Origin of the sequence: Aliiroseovarius sp. (assembly GCF_030148435.1) — a bacterium.
Classification (GTDB): domain Bacteria; phylum Pseudomonadota; class Alphaproteobacteria; order Rhodobacterales; family Rhodobacteraceae; genus JASBTN01.
The window spans coordinates 1-16,243 of record NZ_JASBTN010000082.1; the positions used below are offsets into that span (position 1 = coordinate 1).

The window sequence follows — 16,243 nt, forward strand, 5'->3', positions numbered from 1 at the left end:
CGGTTGATGCCCTTGACTTCGTTGATGATCCGCGTGGCGGTTTCGCCCAGGAACTCGTGGCTGAACGGGTAGTAATCGGCGGTCATGCCGTCGACAGATGTGACCGCGCGCAGCGCACAGGCGTAGTCATAGGTGCGCCCGTCACCCATCACGCCCACGGTGCGCACCGGCAGGATCGCGACGAAGGCCTGCCAGATCTCGTCATAGAGCCCGTGCTTGCGGATCTGGTCGATATAGACCGCATCCGCCTCGCGCAGGATGTCCAGTTTCTCGCGGGTAATCTCGCCCGGGCAGCGAATGGCCAGGCCCGGCCCCGGGAAGGGGTGACGGCCGATGAAGCTGGCGGGCAGGCCCAGTTCGTGCCCCAGGGCGCGCACCTCGTCCTTGAACAGTTCGCGCAGCGGTTCGACCAGTTTCAGCCCCATCTTTTCCGGCAACCCGCCCACGTTATGGTGCGACTTGATCGTGACCGAGGGGCCGCCGCTGAACGACACCGATTCAATCACGTCCGGGTAGAGCGTGCCCTGGGCCAGGAATTCGGCACCTTCGATCGTGTCCGCGTGTTTCTGGAACACGTCGATGAACAGCTTGCCGATGATCTTGCGCTTGGTTTCCGGGTCGGACTGGCCGTCCAGTTCGCCCAGGAACAGGTCGCTTTCATCGGCGTGGATCAGGGGCAGGTTGTAATGCTCGCGGAACATCGAGACGACTTCCTGCGCCTCGTTCTTGCGCAGTAGACCATGATCGACGAAAACACAGGTCAACTGGTCGCCGATCGCTTCATGGATCAGCACGGCGGCGACCGAGCTGTCGACCCCGCCGGACAGGCCACAGATGACCTTCTTGTCGCCGACCTGTTCGCGGATCTTGCGGATCATTTCCTCGCGGTAGGCGCCCATGGTCCAGTCGCCTGCAAAGCCGGCAATCTTGACGAAGTTCTCATAGAGCGTGGCCCCGTTCGGAGTGTGGTGCACCTCCGGGTGGAATTGCACGGCGTAAAAGTGACGCTCCATGTCCGCAGTGATCGCGAAGGGCGCGTTGGGCGAGGTGCCGTAGACCTCGAACCCGGGGGCAATTTCCGACACGTGGTCGCCGTGGGACATCCAGACCTGCTCGTCGCCGTCCAGGAACCAGCCGCGCAGAAGGTCGATATGCTCGCCCTGGGGGGTGACATAGGCGCGCCCGAATTCGGCGGTGCCGTGGCCGCTTTCGACGCGGCCGCCAAGCTGGGTCATCATCACCTGCTGGCCATAGCAGATGCCCAGGATCGGCAGGCCCATCTCGAACAGCTCCTGCGGCGCGCGCGGGCTGCCCTCGCGGGTCACTGAATCGGGGCCCCCGGACAGGATCACGGCCTTCGGGCCCATCTCGCGGATGAACGCGGCGGTGACGTTCTGATAGGGGTGGATTTCACAATAGACGTTCAGCTCACGCAGGCGGCGCGCAATGAGCTGCGTGACCTGGCTACCGAAGTCGATGATGAGAAGGCGGTCGTGCGATGTCTGGGTCATGTTCTGCGCAATAGGGCAGGGGCGCAGACAGTGCAAGGGGGGACGCCCCACATGGGGGCGCCCTTCGTCAGTTTACGGTCGTGTTTACCAGGCCCAGGCCATGCCAAAGGCCAGCTCGTGCTGATCCATGCGCAGGGTGGCCGGCTGAACCGCTCCGCCGGTCATGACCGGATTCGATCCGGTCAGAGACTGGCTGAATGTACGCGTGTAGGAGACCGACAGGCTCCGGTTCGCATCCATGTTCCAGGTCGCGCCCACGCCGACATGCCACCGGGGCGTTGCCGGGGCGAGGGTGTTGAAGATGACTTCGGACGGGTCGGTAAACTCGGTCGCGTAGGAGACGCCCCCCCTGAGGGTCAACTGGTCACTTGCCCGGTATTGCGCGCCGACGCGGAACACGTCCATGTCCTTCCAGCCGAAACCGGCCCCCGTATTGCCGCCCAGAGGGAACCCGCCAGCCGTCTGCGGATTGGCGATCGCGTCAATCGACCCATACCAGATGTGTTGATACTCGGCGGTGAGCGTCAGATCGGGTGACACCTTGAAAGCCACGCCCAGGGTGGCCTGTGCCGGAATGTCGAAATCGCCCTGTTCGGCGAACAACCCGGCATAGTCATCGAACTCGGTCATGAAAATCCGAGAGCGGTAGGCGGCGCCAAAGGTAAGGTTTTCATTGGGCGACCATACCAAACCGAGGTTGATCCCCGCGCCATAGCTCCAGTCCGTGCCGTTGTTGGTGACGGCCGCCGGGTTCGAGGACAGCCCCGCGAAGGCTTCGAGCCCGTAGGCGCGGAACCCCTGCACGGCAAAGACCGGCGCGACCCCGACCGTCAGCGCCTCATCGACCGAATAGGACAGGGTCGGGCTGATGAAAAGCTGCATCAGGTCAACCCCAAGCGGGCTGGAACCCGCACCGAACCCCGCAAAGAAGTTCGTGTCGTATTCGGTGTTCATTCCCCCGTTGCCATAGACGACAAAGCCAAGGGTGGTGCGGTCGTTCAGCTGCCAGTTCGCACCGCCACAAGGGATCGGGAAAAACTGGTTGTTCGATCGGTGAGTGCCCGGCGTCAACGGGCCGCCGGGCGCAATGGTGACATCACGGTCCGGCGAAAAGGCGGAAATGCAGGCCTCGGCCGCGTTGGCGTTGCCAAACCCGAGGGCCGGGTTCACGGCCATCCCCATTATCCCGGTATCAATCGCGGTGCCGGCGCCGGCCAGTCCTTTTTGCTGCGGGTTGTAGCCGTTTGCAAAATAGCCGTTGGTGGCTTCGGCAGGACCGGTCCCCATGGCACTTCCCAGGGCAATCACGACGGCCGCCATACCACATGAGTGGTGTTTGGTGTTTTTCACAGATCCCTCCCAATTCCAAAGGGCGCCTGCCTGCCGACTGCTTGCCGCTCGGTCCTTCCATGGCACCCAACTGTGAATCAGAATAGTCGAATATTGCTATTTACCTAGAAAAACTCTCTCTGCGCTGCGGCAGAGACGAAGGCGCATGTTGTTTTGCGGTCTCCGGGAATGTCGTTTTTGCCACTCAATGGCCGTTCCCGGCGGGATTCCCGATGGGTGTCAGGCTATCACTACACGGAACAGGAATACGCACAGAGGATGGACCTATGGCTGAAGAAAGAACACGCCGCAGGGCACGTGGGGGCGGGGGCGCTGCACGCCGCGCCGAACGCACCGCCGTCAAGATCGAATGCGCCAAGTATATCGAGCGCAACATCCCCAATCTCGAAATCCTGAACCAGGAAGCAATCGAGATCATCGAATATAACGCCGAGACCGTGCTGGAAGAGGTCGGCGTCAATTTCGTCGACAACCCCAAGGCGCTGGACCGCTGGCGCGAAGCGGGCGCCGATGTCGAGGGCGAACGTGTGCGCATTCCCCGAGGCCTGGCCCGCGAGCTGTGCAAGACGGCCCCCGGCCAGTTCACCCAGCACGCCCGCAACCCGGAACGCAACGTGGTCATCGGCGGCAACAACCTGGTGCTGGCCCCGGTCTACGGCCCGCCCTTCGTGCGCGACATTGACGGAGGCCGCCGCTACGCCACGATGGAGGATTTCCGCAAATTCGTGAAACTGGGCTATATGTCCAAGTGGCTGCACCACTCGGGCGGCACGGTCTGCGAACCCACCGACGTGCCGGTGAACAAGCGTCACCTGGACATGCTGCACGCCCACATGACGCTTTCGGACAAGCCCTTCATGGGGTCCGTGACGGCGCCCGAACGCGCCCAGGATTCGGTCGACATGGCCGGTATCCTGTTCGGTCAGGACTTCGTTCAGGAAAACACCGTGATGACCTCGCTCATCAACATCAACTCGCCGATGCAATATGACGACGTGATGATGGGCGCGCTGGAGGTCTTCGCCGAGAACAACCAGGCCGCCATCATCTCACCCTTCATCGTCGGTGGCGCCATGGCGCCGGTGTCGGTTGCCGGTACGCTGACCCAGGTGCTGGCCGAGGTGCTGGCGGGCGTGGCCTACTCGCAGCTCATCCGCAAGGGCGCGCCGGTCATCGCAGGCACTTTCGTAAGCTCGATCGACATGAACTCGGGCGCGCCAACCTTCGGCACGCCGGAAGCGAGCCAGGTCACGTATGGCTGCGGTCAGCTGTTCCGCCGGCTGGGTCTGCCCTACCGCTCGGCGGGCTCGTTCAACGGTTCGAAACTGCCCGATGCCCAGGCGGCCTATGAAACCGCCAACTCGCTGAACGCGGGTCTGCTGTCGGGCGTGAACTTCATGCTGCATTCGGCCGGTTGGCTGGAAGGCGGGCTGGTCTCGTCCTTCGAGAAATTCGTCATGGACGCCGACCAGCTGGGCACGCTGCACCACCTGGCAAAGGGTGTCATGGCTGATGAGAACGGCCAGGCGATGGATGCGATCCGCGAAGTGGGCCCCGGCGGCCACTACCTTGGCTGTGCCCACACCCAGGCAAATTTCAAGCAGAGCTTCTGGCGGTCCGAGTTGCTGGACTACAAGCCCTTCGAGACCTGGGAAGAGGAAGGCGGCAGGGACACCATGCAGCTTGCCTCGGAACGGGTGGCGAAGCTGCTGGCGGACTATCAGCAGCCGGCGATGGATCCGGCCATTGCCGAAGGCCTGGCCGACTTCGTTGCCAGAAAGAAAGACAGCATGCCCGACGCTTTCTCGTAAAGCGCGAAACTTACGGACCTTGTAGGCAGGGGCCGCCGGGGCAATCCGGCGGCCCTTGTGCCGTGTTGTCCCCGCGCCGATCAGACCGGTCGGTTCTGGCGCGGCAACAGGCGGGCCTCGGCCATCAGCGCGATCAGGACCTCGACATGGCGCGCGACCGAATAACTGGCATCGCCCGCTTTTCGCGTGGCCTCCATCCGGGCCTCGGTCTCGATCAACCCGTCCACGGCTTTGGCGGGCGAAGGTGCGCGGGGAACCTTCATGACCCGTTTCAGGTCGCGGTCGCGGTTGTAGTCGGTCAGGCCGAACCGCGCGGCACGGATCAGCAGACGGGGGCGGCGCAGGTTGGCGAGCAGGGATGTGATGTCGGTCATGTTCGGGCTCCTTTTGGTGAGTCGCCCTGAGTAGTGACACAACCAACACGGGTGTTGCGTTTTGCGGCGCAACCGTACGGTGCCTTTCGCAATTGTTTATGAAATCGAAACAAAACTGAATTCCCACGAGAAACAGTTAACTTTCCAGTAACCAATTCATGAGTAGGCTTTGAGGACCGCCTGCAACCTTGGGTTGTTCGTATCGGAAAGCCTTGTTTCAAGGGGACAAAGAAGCAAGGCAACACGGGGGCAAACATGACGCGCGAAATGTCGAACGGAAAAGGCGGTGGGGAAGATCCGTGCTGGCTGCCGGAATCGGTCCGGTTGTATCTGGACCATGTTGAGGGCGGTCAAACAATCCGCGCCCTGGCGCGCCAGGAAGGCTGTGCTCCGTCAACCGTGTCCCGACAGATTCAGAAGACGGAAAAGCGACGCGACGACCCGCTGGTGGACAGCATGCTGACCGACCTCGGACGTTTGCGCCGCAGCCATATGACAGGGGAGACATCCCCTGTACCCGGCAAGGATGAACGCCTGACGAAAGACCGGCAGCCCGACGCACGTGTGCTGAGGCGCGACGCCACCCGGGTGTTGCGCGCCCTTCTTGAGGAGGGGGCGGTCATGGCCGTCACCCCGAACGTGAACACCGCCGTCGTGGTGGTCGAAGCAGAAGATGGCCGCCCGGTGATCCGCGCCAAATGCGACCGCGCCGTGGCGCAGGTCATGGCGATCAGGGAATGGATCGTCGGCGACAACGGAGGGCGCGTCGCACGCTATCGCATTGCACCGGCCGGGCGCGTGGTCCTGAACCGCTTCATGGCCGAAGATGAAAGCGCCGCGCTCGGTTTTGCCGAAATGCCCGCCGGCTTTGACCACGCCCAACCGGCCCGCGTGGCCACCGGGTTCTTTGGTCGCGGCCATCAGTCCAGCCTGGAAACCCCGCGCCGGCGTGGTCAGACCGTGGGCATGGAAAGCCCCCTGCGCGTTCTGGCCCGCCGCAAGGATCAGAAGACCGGCCGCTCTTACCTCTCCTCCGAGCTGGTCGCGGCGGGAGAAAGGCTGCAGCGCGATTTCGAAATGGCAGGGGTGGATGTCTCGGGCGGTTTCGACTGGGACGGGGTGATGGGCGGGCAGGGCGGCTCCGCGCCCGGCGCCTCGCGTGCGGACCGGCGCATGGATGCCAGGACCCGATTCGATTCGGCGATGGCGGCGGTTCAGCCGGAGCTTGGTGACATGTTGTTGCGTGTCTGCTGCCAGGAACATGGCATGGAACAGGTCGAGCACGAGCTTCAGATGCCGCAGCGTTCAGGCAAGTTCATGCTGCGGGTCGCGCTGCAATACCTGAACCGCCACTACGCGGCACTGGCGGGCGATGATCACGACCTGATCTGGTAAGCCCCGGAAAACCCGTAATCCGCTGTCCCCGCCCGGTGGCGGGGGCTCAGTTCAATGTCACCTTGCGCGCCACGTCGACGTTGACGAGGTCGAAATCCAGCCTCGGGCAGCAGGCATGAACCTCGCGGCGGATCAACTCCGGTTGGGGCACCTGCGCGCTCATCGCGCGGTAACGGCCCCGGAACCCGAATCCGTCCAGCACCTGCGCCAGATCCATGCAGTCGAAGCTGGAACAGAGAAGCGGGGACAGAATGATATCCGGGCCCAGCCGGTCCAGCAGCTCGGCGCTCAGCTCGCGAAACTCGATGAAAGTAATGGCACTGTCGAGCGGCAGGCCGTCACTGGCGCCACCCCAGCCGGACATTTCGCCGACTGCCAGGATAACCGGCTGATCCTCACGCCGATCTTCAGCCGTGTCTTCGATATTCGTCAAATTTCGCATGGGCAACCGCACAGACTTACCATTTCTCGGCTGGTTTCGGATCGGGCCGAACGGGCCGCACTTGTCCATGAGTCGCAACTTATATTTCGCACAATTATAAGAAGAGTAATTCGGTTTGCAATTCCCCTTTTAGGCAAAAACTCATTGAATCGGTGGGGTTTACAGCGCGGGTGTCCTGCCGGAAACTGCGCCGGATTCGCGATTGGGCCGACCAGCCCGCAGGAGACCCTCTGATGACACCCGCAGATTTCGTGCAGTCGGTGCCGGTGCCGCAGGTTTACATCCGGCGCGACGCCCGGATCGGGGCGCTGAATGCCCCCGCCTCCCGGCTGTTGGGGGACGGTCTGGTCGGACGCCACTATATCACGGCGCTGCGTCAACCGGCGTTGCTGGAAGCGATCGAGGCCGCACAATCACGCACACCGGGAGAGGCGCCGACCACCGCTCGATACCTGGGCCAGGAGGCCGGGCGCGAGCTGGTTTTCCTGGCCACCATCACCCGTCTCCCCCGGGAGGATGGGCTGCTGGTCACTTTCGAAGACATAACCCCACACGAAGAAGCCGGGCAGATGCGGTCCGATTTCGTCGCGAATGTCAGCCACGAACTGCGCACCCCCCTGACTGCCCTGTCCGGTTTCATCGAAACCCTGCGCGGCCCGGCCCGCGATGATCCCGAGGCCCGCGATCGGTTTCTGGACATCATGGAGCGCGAGGCGGCGCGGATGAACCGGCTGGTGCAGGATCTGCTCAGCCTCAGCCGGGTCGAGGATGTTGAACGCATGCGTCCGACCGATCATGTGGACGTGGCACGGATTGTGACCTCGGTCGCCATGGGCCTGGAGCCGCTGGCCGAGGGGCGGGGGGGACGGTTGCGGACCGTGGGTTGCAACACAGCCATCGACCTGCAGGGGGATGCCGACCAGCTGACCCAGGTCTTTACCAATCTGGTCGAAAACGCGATCAAGTACGGCGCCGAAGGCGGAACCGTCACGATCACCCTGACCCGCCACGACAACCTTGCGGCCCTGCGCGGCCCCGGCGTGACAATCGAGGTCGCCGACGAGGGCGAGGGCATCAGCCTGCACCATCTCGCCAGGCTCACCGAAAGGTTCTACCGCGTCGACAGCCACCGGTCGCGCGGCGTGGGGGGCACCGGGTTGGGCCTGGCCATCGTCAAACATATCGTCAACCGCCATCGTGGCCGGTTGCGGATCACCTCGGAACCGGGGCAGGGCAGCCGATTCACGGTGTCCCTGCCACTGGGCCCCGCGCGCCTTTCCTGAGGGCCGGGGCGCCCCACACGCCGCGCGAAGCCGTGGCGCAGCGGGCATGAATGCGGCCCGCCCTTTGTTCCGCGCGGCACCTGACCCACCTTCTGGCCGCCATTTTCAGGCTCGAAGGTCGTTTGTCATACGCCTGTTACAAAACTTACACAAAAGCTTTGGCCAAGCCCCCTAGGACGCGACGCACAGATCGTCACGACGACGATCATGCCACCCAATCAGGAGATACCCATGTCCTTCGTGAAACTGACCGCCGCTGCCCTGGGCATAGCTGCCGTTTCCGCCACCGCCGCCCAAGCCCGTGAACAGGTGCAGGTTGCCGGGTCCTCGACCGTGCTGCCCTATGCCTCGATCGTCGCCGAAGCCTTCGGCGAAAACTTCGACTTCCCGACCCCCGTCGTGGAATCGGGCGGCTCATCGGCCGGGCTGAAACGCTTTTGCGAAGGGGTCGGCGAGAACACCATCGACGTGGCCAACGCCTCGCGCGCCATCAAGGAGACCGAAATCGCCGCCTGCGCCGATAACGGCGTGACCGACATCATCGAGGTGCGGATCGGCTATGACGGCATCGTCTTTGCCTCGGACATCAACGGCCAGACCTTTGAATTCACCCCCTCGGACTGGTTCCTGGCCCTGTCGGACAAGGTGCTGGTGGACGGCAACCTGGCCAACAACCCGAACAAGACCTGGGCCGACGTGAACCCGGCCTTCCCGGCGCAGTCGCTGGCCGCTTTCGTTCCGGGCACAAAGCACGGCACCCGCGAAGTGTTCGAGGACAAGGTGATTTTGGCCGGCTGCGAAGCCACCGGCGCCTTCGACGCGATCATGGCCGCGAACGGCGGCGACGAGAAAGCCGCCGAGAAAGCCTGTATCGCCCTGCGTACCGACGGCATTTCGGTCGACATCGACGGCGATTATACCGAGACCCTGGCCTCGATCGAAGCCAACAGGGACGGGATCGGCGTCTTCGGCCTGGCTTTCTATGAAAACAACACCGACAAATTGCAGGTTGCCACCATGTCGGGCGTGACCCCCTCGACCGAGACCATCGCCACCGGCGAATACCCGGTCTCGCGTCCGCTGTATTTCTACATCAAGGCCGCGCATATCGGTGTAATCCCCGGCCTGAAGGAATATGCCGAGTTCTTTGTCGCCGACGAGATCGCCGGCCCCGATGGCCCGCTGGCCGAATACGGCCTGGTGTCGGATCCGGAGCTGGCCGTCACGCAGGATGCCGTCGCGGCGGAACGGACCAAGTAAAATGATCCGGACGGCGCGGCACCGCCGCGCCGTCCCCCCCTTTCTCGACTTTGACCAAGTGAGACACTCATGTCAGCTTCCTGGCTTCTGATCATTCTTCTCGCCCTTGCCGGGCTGGGGTTCTTGCTTGGCCGCAACCGCGCCCTGGCCAGTGTCGGGGGCGACCTGCGCAAACTGCACTCCCTGCCCAACTACTACGGCTTCAACGTCGCGATGCTGGCCTTCGTGCCGGCGGTTCTGGTTCTGGGGCTCTGGGCCGTGGCGCAGCCGATGGTGATCGACGCCAGTGCCTCGGGTGTGATCCCACAGACGTATTACCAGGATGAAGGTGCTCTGAACCTGATCATGTCCGACGTGCGCCGGGTTGCCGAAGGTCTGGACCTGGCTGTCGCGCAGGGCGTTCTGAGCGCCTCCGAGGCCACTGTCCTGAACACGCAAACCACCGATCTGCGCGCGTTGCTGGGCGGTGTCGGCGTGGCCCTGGGCAGCGAGGTCGCGCCCGAGGTTCTTGCCGCCGCGCAGAAGATGCGGGTGATGACCGCGACCGGCAACTGGATCATGACCGCGATCGTTCTGGCCGCCGGGCTGGGCGGCTTTCTGGTCGCCGTGCGCATGACGCAGGCCACGCTCAGGGCGCGCAACCTGGTGGAAAGTGGCATCCTGATCCTGCTGATCGGCGCGGCTTCGATCGCCATTCTGACCACGCTGGGTATCGTCCTGTCGCTGATCTTCAACACGATCAACTTCTTCAGCCTGTTCCCGGCGGGCGATTTCCTGTTCGGCACGACCTGGAGCCCGGAAGGGCGGGGCGGGTCGGAACACCTGGGCATCCTGCCGCTGCTCTGGGGCACGATCTATATCTCGCTGGTGGCGCTGGTCGTCGCCGTGCCAATCGGCCTTTTTGCGGCGGTCTACCTGTCGGAATACGCCAGCCGCACGACCCGCGGGTTCGCGAAACCCCTGCTGGAGGTGCTGGCCGGGATCCCCACCATCGTCTACGGCCTTTTTGCCCTGACCATCGTCGGCCCGATGCTGGTCAGCGTCTTTGGCGCCGACGGGCTGGGCTGGATGCAGGGCACGCGGTCGGTGATGACCGCCGGTCTGGTGATGGGCGTCATGCTGATCCCCTTCGTCTCGTCCCTGTCCGACGACATCATCAACGCGGTGCCGCAGACGATGCGCGACGGGTCCTACGGGCTGGGCGCGACACAGAGCGAAACCGTGCGCCAGGTGGTGCTGCCCGCCGCCCTGCCGGGCATTGTCGGCGCGATCCTGCTGGCGGCCTCGCGCGCCATCGGGGAAACCATGATCGTGGTGATGGGGGCAGGGGCGGCGGCGCGGCTGGACCTGAACCCGTTTGCCGCCATGACCACCGTCACAGCCAAGATCGTCAGCCAGCTGACCGGCGACAGCGATTTCGCCTCGCCCGAGGCGCTGGTGGCCTTTGCCCTTGGCATGACCCTGTTCATCCTGACCCTCGGCCTCAATGTCCTCGCGCTGTACATCGTGCGCAAATACCGGGAGCAATACGAATGAGCGATCCCGCCGTGAAATCCTCGCTTCTGACCACAGATGCGCATACCCGGCGCCGCAACGCCGCCGAAAAGCGCTTTCGCGCCTATGGCTTAGCCGCCATTGCGATCGGGCTGGTGTTCCTGGTGCTGCTTCTGGGGTCGATCCTGTTCAAGGGGGTCGGCGCCTTCCAGCAGACCTTCATCACGCTCGACGTGGAGCTTCTGGAAGCCAAGCTCGACAAGAGCGGCAACCGTGATCCGGCGCAAATGGCCAAGGTAACGACCTTCGGCTACAACCCGCTTCTGGACGCCGCGATCAAGCGCGCCACCGAAGGGGCCGGGGTCGAAAACCCGTTCACCAAGGGCAAGGATCTGCGCAAACTGCTGAGCGCCGGGGCCGCCAACCAGGTGCGACAGTTCGTGCTGGCCAACCCCGACAGGATCGGCGAGACCGTCACTTTCCGGCTGCTCGCCAGCTCCCGCGTCGACGGCTACTTCAAGGGCCGCGTGACCCGCGAGAGCCTGGCGCGCGACAAGAACCTGACACCCGCGCACCTTGAGATGGTGGATGGTCTGCGCGAGGCCGGTGTTGTCGCCAAACGCTTCAACCCCGGCTTCATCACCGGCGCGGACGCCTCGGAAAGCCGCCCGGAACAGGCCGGGATCGGTGTCTCGATGCTGGGCAGCTTCTTCATGATGCTGGTGGTGCTGGCGCTGTCACTGCCGATCGGGGTCGCGGCGTCGATCTATCTTGAGGAATTTGCCCGCCAGAACTGGTTCACCGACCTGATCGAGGTGAATATCTCGAACCTTGCGGCGGTGCCTTCGATCGTATTCGGCATCCTGGGCCTGGCCGTATTCATCCAGTTCGCCCACCTGCCGCAATCGGCCCCGCTGGTCGGTGGGTTGGTGCTGACGCTGATGACCCTGCCGACGATCATCATCTCGACCCGCGCCTCGTTGAAGTCGGTGCCCCCGTCGATCCGCGAGGCGGCTCTGGGGGTCGGGGCCTCGAAAATGCAGACCGTATTCCACCACGTGCTGCCGCTGGCCATGCCCGGCATCCTGACCGGCACCATCATCGGGCTTGCGCAGGCCCTGGGGGAAACCGCGCCGCTTCTGCTGATCGGCATGGTCGGCTATATCGCCTCGAACTACCCCGGCGGCATCGTCGAGGGCTTCCTGTCGCCGAATTCCGCCATGCCCGCCCAGATCTACGAATGGGCCAAGCGGGCCGATCCCGCCTATTACGAACGCGCCTGGGGCGGTATCATCATCCTGCTCGTGTTCCTCATGACCATGAACATCATCGCCGTGATCCTGCGCCGCAGGTTCGAGCGACGCTGGTAAGGAGCCCAATACATGACCCAAATGAGCAAGATCGAAAGGGCAGCCACCATGCACGACATCAAGATTTCGGCCAAGGACGTGCAGGTCTATTACGGCGAGAACCACGCGATCAAGGACGTGAATGTCGAGATCGAGGACAAGACCGTGACCGCCTTCATCGGACCTTCGGGCTGTGGCAAGTCGACCTTCCTGCGCTGCCTCAATCGCATGAACGACACGATCGACATCTGCAGGATCAAGGGCGATATCCTGCTGGATGGCGAGGATATCTATGACAAGCGCGTCGACCCGGTGCAGCTGCGCGCAAAGGTGGGCATGGTGTTCCAGAAACCCAACCCGTTCCCCAAGTCGATCTATGACAACGTGGCCTATGGTCCGCGCATCCATGGCCTGGCCAGAAACAAGGCGGAACTGGATGAAATCGTTGAGAAATCTCTGCGCCGCGGCGCGATCTGGGACGAGGTCAAGGACCGGCTGGACGCACCCGGCACCGGGTTGTCGGGCGGCCAGCAGCAGCGCCTCTGCATCGCCCGTGCCGTGGCGACCGAGCCCGAGGTTCTGCTGATGGACGAACCCTGCTCGGCGCTCGACCCGATCGCCACCGCGCAGGTCGAGGAGCTGATCGACGAGCTGCGTCAGAATTTCTCGGTGGTGATCGTCACCCACTCGATGCAACAGGCCGCGCGGGTCAGCCAGAAAACGGCTTTCTTCCACCTGGGCAACCTGGTCGAGTTCGGCGAAACCTCGCAGATCTTCACCAACCCGGTGGATCCGCGCACCGAAAGCTATATCACCGGCCGGATCGGCTGAGGCAGGAGAGCACAGGAACATGATAGACGAACAGCATATCGCATCCGCCTTCGACCGCGACCTTGAGGCGATCCAGGCCCATGTGATGAAAATGGGCGGGCTGGTCGAGGACGCGATCCGCAATGGCGCCAACTCGCTGAAGAATCGCGACGAGGAACTGGCCGAACAGGTGCGCCGCGCCGACAAGGTAATCGACGCGCTGGAAGAGCAGATCAACGAGGAAAGCGCCCGGCTTCTGGCGCTGCGCCAGCCGATTGCCTCGGACCTTCGCACGGTGCTGACGGTGATGAAGATCGCCGGCAACCTTGAACGGGTCGGCGACTATGCCAAGAACATGGCCAAGCGAACCTCGGTCCTTGTCCACATGGAGCCGATCGACGGGGCAGGGGGCGCCATTCGCCGCATGGCCAAGGAGGTCCAGTTGATGCTGTCGGACGCGCTGGACGCCTATATGCGCCGCGATCTGGACATGGCCCATGACGTGCGCCAGCGCGATCTGGAAGTCGACCAGATGTACAATGCGCTGTTTCGCGAATTCCTGACCTTCATGATGGAGAACCCGCGCAACATCTCGGCCTGCATGCACCTGCATTTCATTGCCAAGAACATCGAGCGCATGGGCGACCATGTGACCGCGATTGCCGATCAGGTGATCTACCTGGTGTCCGGAGAAATGCCGGAGGAAGCACGCCCCAAGGCCACACGGGCCAATTATGACCCGTCCGCGCAGGCCGGTGTCGTGGATATGGACGATTGAGATGAGCGCCGAAACGCCCACCGTTCTGCTGGTCGAGGACGAGCCCGCACAACGCGAAGTCCTGCGCTACAACCTGGCCTCGGAAGGCTTTGAGGTGGTAATGGCCGAAACCGGCGACGAGGCTATGATCCTGATCGAGGAGGTCATGCCCGACCTGATCCTGCTGGACTGGATGCTGCCGGGTGTTTCGGGCATCGAGATCTGCCGGCGGATAAAGACCCGCAGGGAAACCCGTGCGATCCCGGTGATCATGCTCTCGGCCCGCTCCGAGGAACTGGACCGTGTCCGCGGGTTGGAAACAGGGGCGGATGACTACGTGGTCAAACCCTATTCCGTCAGCGAGCTGATGGCGCGGGTCCGCGCCCAGCTCCGGCGCACCCGTCCGGCCGCCGTCGGCCAGCGCCTTGAGTACGAGGACATCGTGCTGGACAGTGAAAGCCACCGGGTGACACGTGGGGGCGAGGCGATCAAACTGGGCCCGACCGAGTTCCGGCTGCTCTCGACGTTGATGGAGAAACCGGGCCGCGTCTGGTCCCGCGAACAGCTGCTTGACCGGGTCTGGGGCCGGGACATCTATGTCGATACGCGCACGGTCGACGTGCATGTCGGACGGTTGCGCAAGGCCCTGTGCAAACACGGTGGAGCCGATCCGCTGCGCACCGTGCGGGGCACGGGCTACGCGCTTGGCTGACAGGACGGCCGGGCAGATCACTCACGCGAACATACATTCTGGTGTCGGATCCGCTGTGAGCTCAAGGGTCGTTGCGACGTTATTCGCATAATCAATAATATGGTAATTATTAGGGAGACTGCCGGCCTCAAAAGTCGATCGTCGCTCTGTCCGGAACTTGCGTCCGGCCTTCGGTGCAGCGGGATATGTTCGAATGCAACCTATTTGTGATCAATTCCCCAGTTTCATCGCCTTTTCCGTTTGTTTCGCGCTCGACACTCCCTAAGCAACAAGGGTAAACTGAGCATGGGAACAAGGGACTTACCAATGGCGTCACTGCTCGTTTTGAATGGGCCGAACCTGAACCTTCTAGGTCAGCGTCAGCCCGAAGTATACGGCCACACGACTCTGGCCGAGATTGAAGAAACCTGCCGCCAGGTGGCCGACGAACTCGGTGCGCGGGTCGATTGTGTTCAATCGAACCACGAGGGCGTGCTGATCGATGCCATCCACGCGGCGCGCGGGTTGCACGACGGGATCATCCTGAATGCCGGCGCCTATACACACACGTCGATCGCGTTGATGGACGCAATTTCTTCCGCCGAAATCCCGGTGGTTGAGGTGCACCTGTCGAATATTCATGCCCGTGAACCGTTCCGGAACAAGAGCTATATCGCAAGTGTTGCGGTTGGCCAGATCTGTGGCTTCGGGCCTGACAGCTATCCTCTGGCGATCCGAGCCATGCTGGGCCACTTGAAGGTTCTTCAGGAAAATCAGGATGTTGCTTGACTTTCTTAAAGCGGTCTATGAAAGCCACAACCTGGAAGAGGTCTGGGATCTGCATTGCCGGACCATGGCTGAATACGGCTTTCCGCGGCTGATCTACGGCAACACGCATTACACCACGCCGAATTCCCCCACGGGTCCGCGTGAGGACAGCCTGTTTCTGTCAAACCATGATCCGGGCTATTTCAAGCGCTTCATCGAGGATGGGCTTTATGCCCACGCCCCGATGATCCGCTGGGCGCGGGACTGTACCGGGTCCTGCAGCTGGAGCTATGTCCGATCGATCATGGACGACCTGACAGCGGCTGAACGCGCGGTCCTGGAGGTGAACAGGGAATTCGGGGTAACGGCCGGTTACACCATCTGTTTTGCCGAGGGGACCACACGTGCCAAGGGCGTGATTTCACTGGCCGGCCCCGCAGGCGCCGAGCAGGGGGAAATCGACCGGATCTGGGATCACCATGGGCGCGAGATCGAAGCGATGAACAATGTCGTTCACCTCAAGATCCTCTCCCTGCCCCATGACAAGGTCATGCCGCGCCTGTCTGACCGGCAACGCGAAGTGCTGGAGTGGATCGGCGATGGCAAGACCAACCAGGACATTGCGACAATCCTTGGCGTCAAGACTGCGACAGTTGAAAAACACCTTCGGCTCGCGCGCGAGAAACTGGGCGTCGAGACCACCGCGCAGGCAGTGCTGAAGGCCACTTTCCTGAATCAGATATACACGTTCTGACCGGGCGGTACGCCCTGTCGGCGGCAACACGGACAGGCTGCATTCAAAGTCTGCCGTTCTCAGCGGGTCACGCCGGTTTTCCTGCCGTGACAGCAAGAGGAAATGGTGGCAATCCACCAGTTTCAGCACGGGGCGCAAGGTAGGAGGTAAGGTAATCCTTACTTTCCTAAACACGTGCAAGAAGGCATATTTCA

At 62.8% G+C, this 16,243-nt stretch carries 15 protein-coding genes; 11 read left to right on the forward strand and 4 right to left on the reverse strand.

The window, feature by feature from the left end:
- Together guaA and Q1V43_RS15850 are read right to left on the reverse strand one after the other, a co-directional pair.
- Nucleotides 1–1,511 (reverse strand): glutamine-hydrolyzing GMP synthase (gene guaA, locus Q1V43_RS15845; protein ID WP_300520137.1); only part of this gene is annotated, 1,511 nt, incomplete at its 3' end.
- 84 nt (nucleotides 1,512–1,595) lie between these two features.
- The gene (locus Q1V43_RS15850; RefSeq protein ID WP_300520140.1) at nucleotides 1,596–2,861 is read right to left on the reverse strand and encodes an outer membrane protein transport protein; all 1,266 of its coding nucleotides are present in this window, start codon (nucleotides 2,859–2,861) and stop codon (nucleotides 1,596–1,598) included.
- 266 nt (nucleotides 2,862–3,127) lie between these two features.
- On the opposite strand from Q1V43_RS15850, the gene Q1V43_RS15855 reads away from it, so the two are divergent.
- On the forward strand, nucleotides 3,128–4,672 hold the full coding sequence (locus tag Q1V43_RS15855) for a trimethylamine methyltransferase family protein (RefSeq protein ID WP_300520142.1): 1,545 nt from the start codon (nucleotides 3,128–3,130) through the stop codon (nucleotides 4,670–4,672).
- A gap of 80 nt (nucleotides 4,673–4,752) precedes the next feature.
- Here Q1V43_RS15855 and Q1V43_RS15860 read toward each other — a convergent pair whose 3' ends face one another.
- Entirely contained in the window at nucleotides 4,753–5,046 is a 294-nt protein-coding gene (locus Q1V43_RS15860) for a DUF6477 family protein (RefSeq protein WP_300520144.1), read from the reverse strand.
- 255 nt (nucleotides 5,047–5,301) lie between these two features.
- Here Q1V43_RS15860 and Q1V43_RS15865 point away from each other — a divergent pair, with 255 nt between their 5' ends.
- Nucleotides 5,302–6,441, forward strand: a complete 1,140-nt coding sequence (locus tag Q1V43_RS15865; protein ID WP_300520146.1) for a DUF6456 domain-containing protein — start codon at nucleotides 5,302–5,304, stop codon at nucleotides 6,439–6,441.
- A gap of 46 nt (nucleotides 6,442–6,487) precedes the next feature.
- On the opposite strand, the gene Q1V43_RS15870 is transcribed toward Q1V43_RS15865, so the two are convergent.
- Complete coding sequence (locus Q1V43_RS15870) at nucleotides 6,488–6,874, reverse strand: hypothetical protein (protein ID WP_300520149.1); 387 nt, start codon at nucleotides 6,872–6,874, stop codon at nucleotides 6,488–6,490.
- Nucleotides 6,875–7,116: 242 nt separating this feature from the next.
- Between Q1V43_RS15870 and Q1V43_RS15875 the strand changes: the two genes are divergently transcribed.
- The 9 genes from Q1V43_RS15875 to Q1V43_RS15915 all read left to right on the forward strand — a co-directional run bounded on the left by Q1V43_RS15875 (nucleotide 7,117) and on the right by Q1V43_RS15915 (nucleotide 16,049).
- The gene (locus Q1V43_RS15875; protein WP_300520151.1) at nucleotides 7,117–8,166 is read left to right on the forward strand and encodes an ATP-binding protein; all 1,050 of its coding nucleotides are present in this window, start codon (nucleotides 7,117–7,119) and stop codon (nucleotides 8,164–8,166) included.
- A 231-nt stretch (nucleotides 8,167–8,397) separates the two neighbouring features.
- Nucleotides 8,398–9,426, forward strand: coding sequence for a substrate-binding domain-containing protein (locus Q1V43_RS15880; RefSeq protein WP_300520154.1), 1,029 nt, complete (start codon nucleotides 8,398–8,400; stop codon nucleotides 9,424–9,426).
- Nucleotides 9,427–9,495: 69 nt separating this feature from the next.
- Complete coding sequence (pstC, locus tag Q1V43_RS15885; protein WP_300520157.1) at nucleotides 9,496–10,962, forward strand: phosphate ABC transporter permease subunit PstC; 1,467 nt, start codon at nucleotides 9,496–9,498, stop codon at nucleotides 10,960–10,962.
- The gene (gene pstA, locus Q1V43_RS15890) at nucleotides 10,959–12,290 is read left to right on the forward strand and encodes a phosphate ABC transporter permease PstA (protein WP_300520160.1); all 1,332 of its coding nucleotides are present in this window, start codon (nucleotides 10,959–10,961) and stop codon (nucleotides 12,288–12,290) included. The genes pstC and pstA overlap by 4 nt, the downstream gene beginning before the upstream one ends.
- 12 nt (nucleotides 12,291–12,302) lie before the next feature.
- A complete protein-coding gene (gene pstB / locus Q1V43_RS15895) occupies nucleotides 12,303–13,100 on the forward strand; it encodes a phosphate ABC transporter ATP-binding protein PstB (RefSeq protein WP_300520163.1) in 798 nt (265 codons plus the stop codon).
- Between the two features lie 19 nt (nucleotides 13,101–13,119).
- Nucleotides 13,120–13,857: a phosphate signaling complex protein PhoU gene (gene phoU, locus Q1V43_RS15900; protein WP_300520166.1), complete on the forward strand. Its 738-nt coding sequence runs from the start codon at nucleotides 13,120–13,122 to the stop codon at nucleotides 13,855–13,857.
- A gap of 1 nt (nucleotide 13,858) precedes the next feature.
- Nucleotides 13,859–14,548: a phosphate regulon transcriptional regulator PhoB gene (gene phoB, locus Q1V43_RS15905; RefSeq protein ID WP_300520168.1), complete on the forward strand. Its 690-nt coding sequence runs from the start codon at nucleotides 13,859–13,861 to the stop codon at nucleotides 14,546–14,548.
- Nucleotides 14,549–14,854: 306 nt separating this feature from the next.
- Nucleotides 14,855–15,316 (forward strand): type II 3-dehydroquinate dehydratase, encoded by a 462-nt coding sequence (aroQ, locus tag Q1V43_RS15910; RefSeq protein WP_300520170.1) that lies wholly within the window; start codon nucleotides 14,855–14,857, stop codon nucleotides 15,314–15,316.
- Nucleotides 15,306–16,049, forward strand: a complete 744-nt coding sequence (locus Q1V43_RS15915; RefSeq protein ID WP_300520172.1) for a LuxR family transcriptional regulator — start codon at nucleotides 15,306–15,308, stop codon at nucleotides 16,047–16,049. Before aroQ ends, Q1V43_RS15915 begins: the two co-directional genes overlap by 11 nt.
- The last annotated feature ends 194 nt before the right edge of the window (nucleotides 16,050–16,243 follow it).

Bases quoted from the DNA above. Each gene is read 5' to 3' on its own strand.
- Q1V43_RS15855 (WP_300520142.1), top strand. From the start codon at position 3,128: ATGGCTGAAGAAAGAACACGCCGCAGGGCACGTGGGGGCGGGGGCGCT.
- aroQ (WP_300520170.1), top strand. From the start codon at position 14,855: ATGGCGTCACTGCTCGTTTTGAATGGGCCGAACCTGAACCTTCTAGGT.
- Q1V43_RS15915 (WP_300520172.1), top strand. From the start codon at position 15,306: ATGTTGCTTGACTTTCTTAAAGCGGTCTATGAAAGCCACAACCTGGAA.
- Q1V43_RS15880 (WP_300520154.1), top strand. From the start codon at position 8,398: ATGTCCTTCGTGAAACTGACCGCCGCTGCCCTGGGCATAGCTGCCGTT.
- Q1V43_RS15860 (WP_300520144.1), bottom strand. From the start codon at position 5,046: ATGACCGACATCACATCCCTGCTCGCCAACCTGCGCCGCCCCCGTCTG.
- Q1V43_RS15875 (WP_300520151.1), top strand. From the start codon at position 7,117: ATGACACCCGCAGATTTCGTGCAGTCGGTGCCGGTGCCGCAGGTTTAC.
- pstA (WP_300520160.1), top strand. From the start codon at position 10,959: ATGAGCGATCCCGCCGTGAAATCCTCGCTTCTGACCACAGATGCGCAT.
- pstC (WP_300520157.1), top strand. From the start codon at position 9,496: ATGTCAGCTTCCTGGCTTCTGATCATTCTTCTCGCCCTTGCCGGGCTG.
- phoU (WP_300520166.1), top strand. From the start codon at position 13,120: ATGATAGACGAACAGCATATCGCATCCGCCTTCGACCGCGACCTTGAG.
- pstB (WP_300520163.1), top strand. From the start codon at position 12,303: ATGACCCAAATGAGCAAGATCGAAAGGGCAGCCACCATGCACGACATC.
- Q1V43_RS15865 (WP_300520146.1), top strand. From the start codon at position 5,302: ATGACGCGCGAAATGTCGAACGGAAAAGGCGGTGGGGAAGATCCGTGC.
- phoB (WP_300520168.1), top strand. From the start codon at position 13,859: ATGAGCGCCGAAACGCCCACCGTTCTGCTGGTCGAGGACGAGCCCGCA.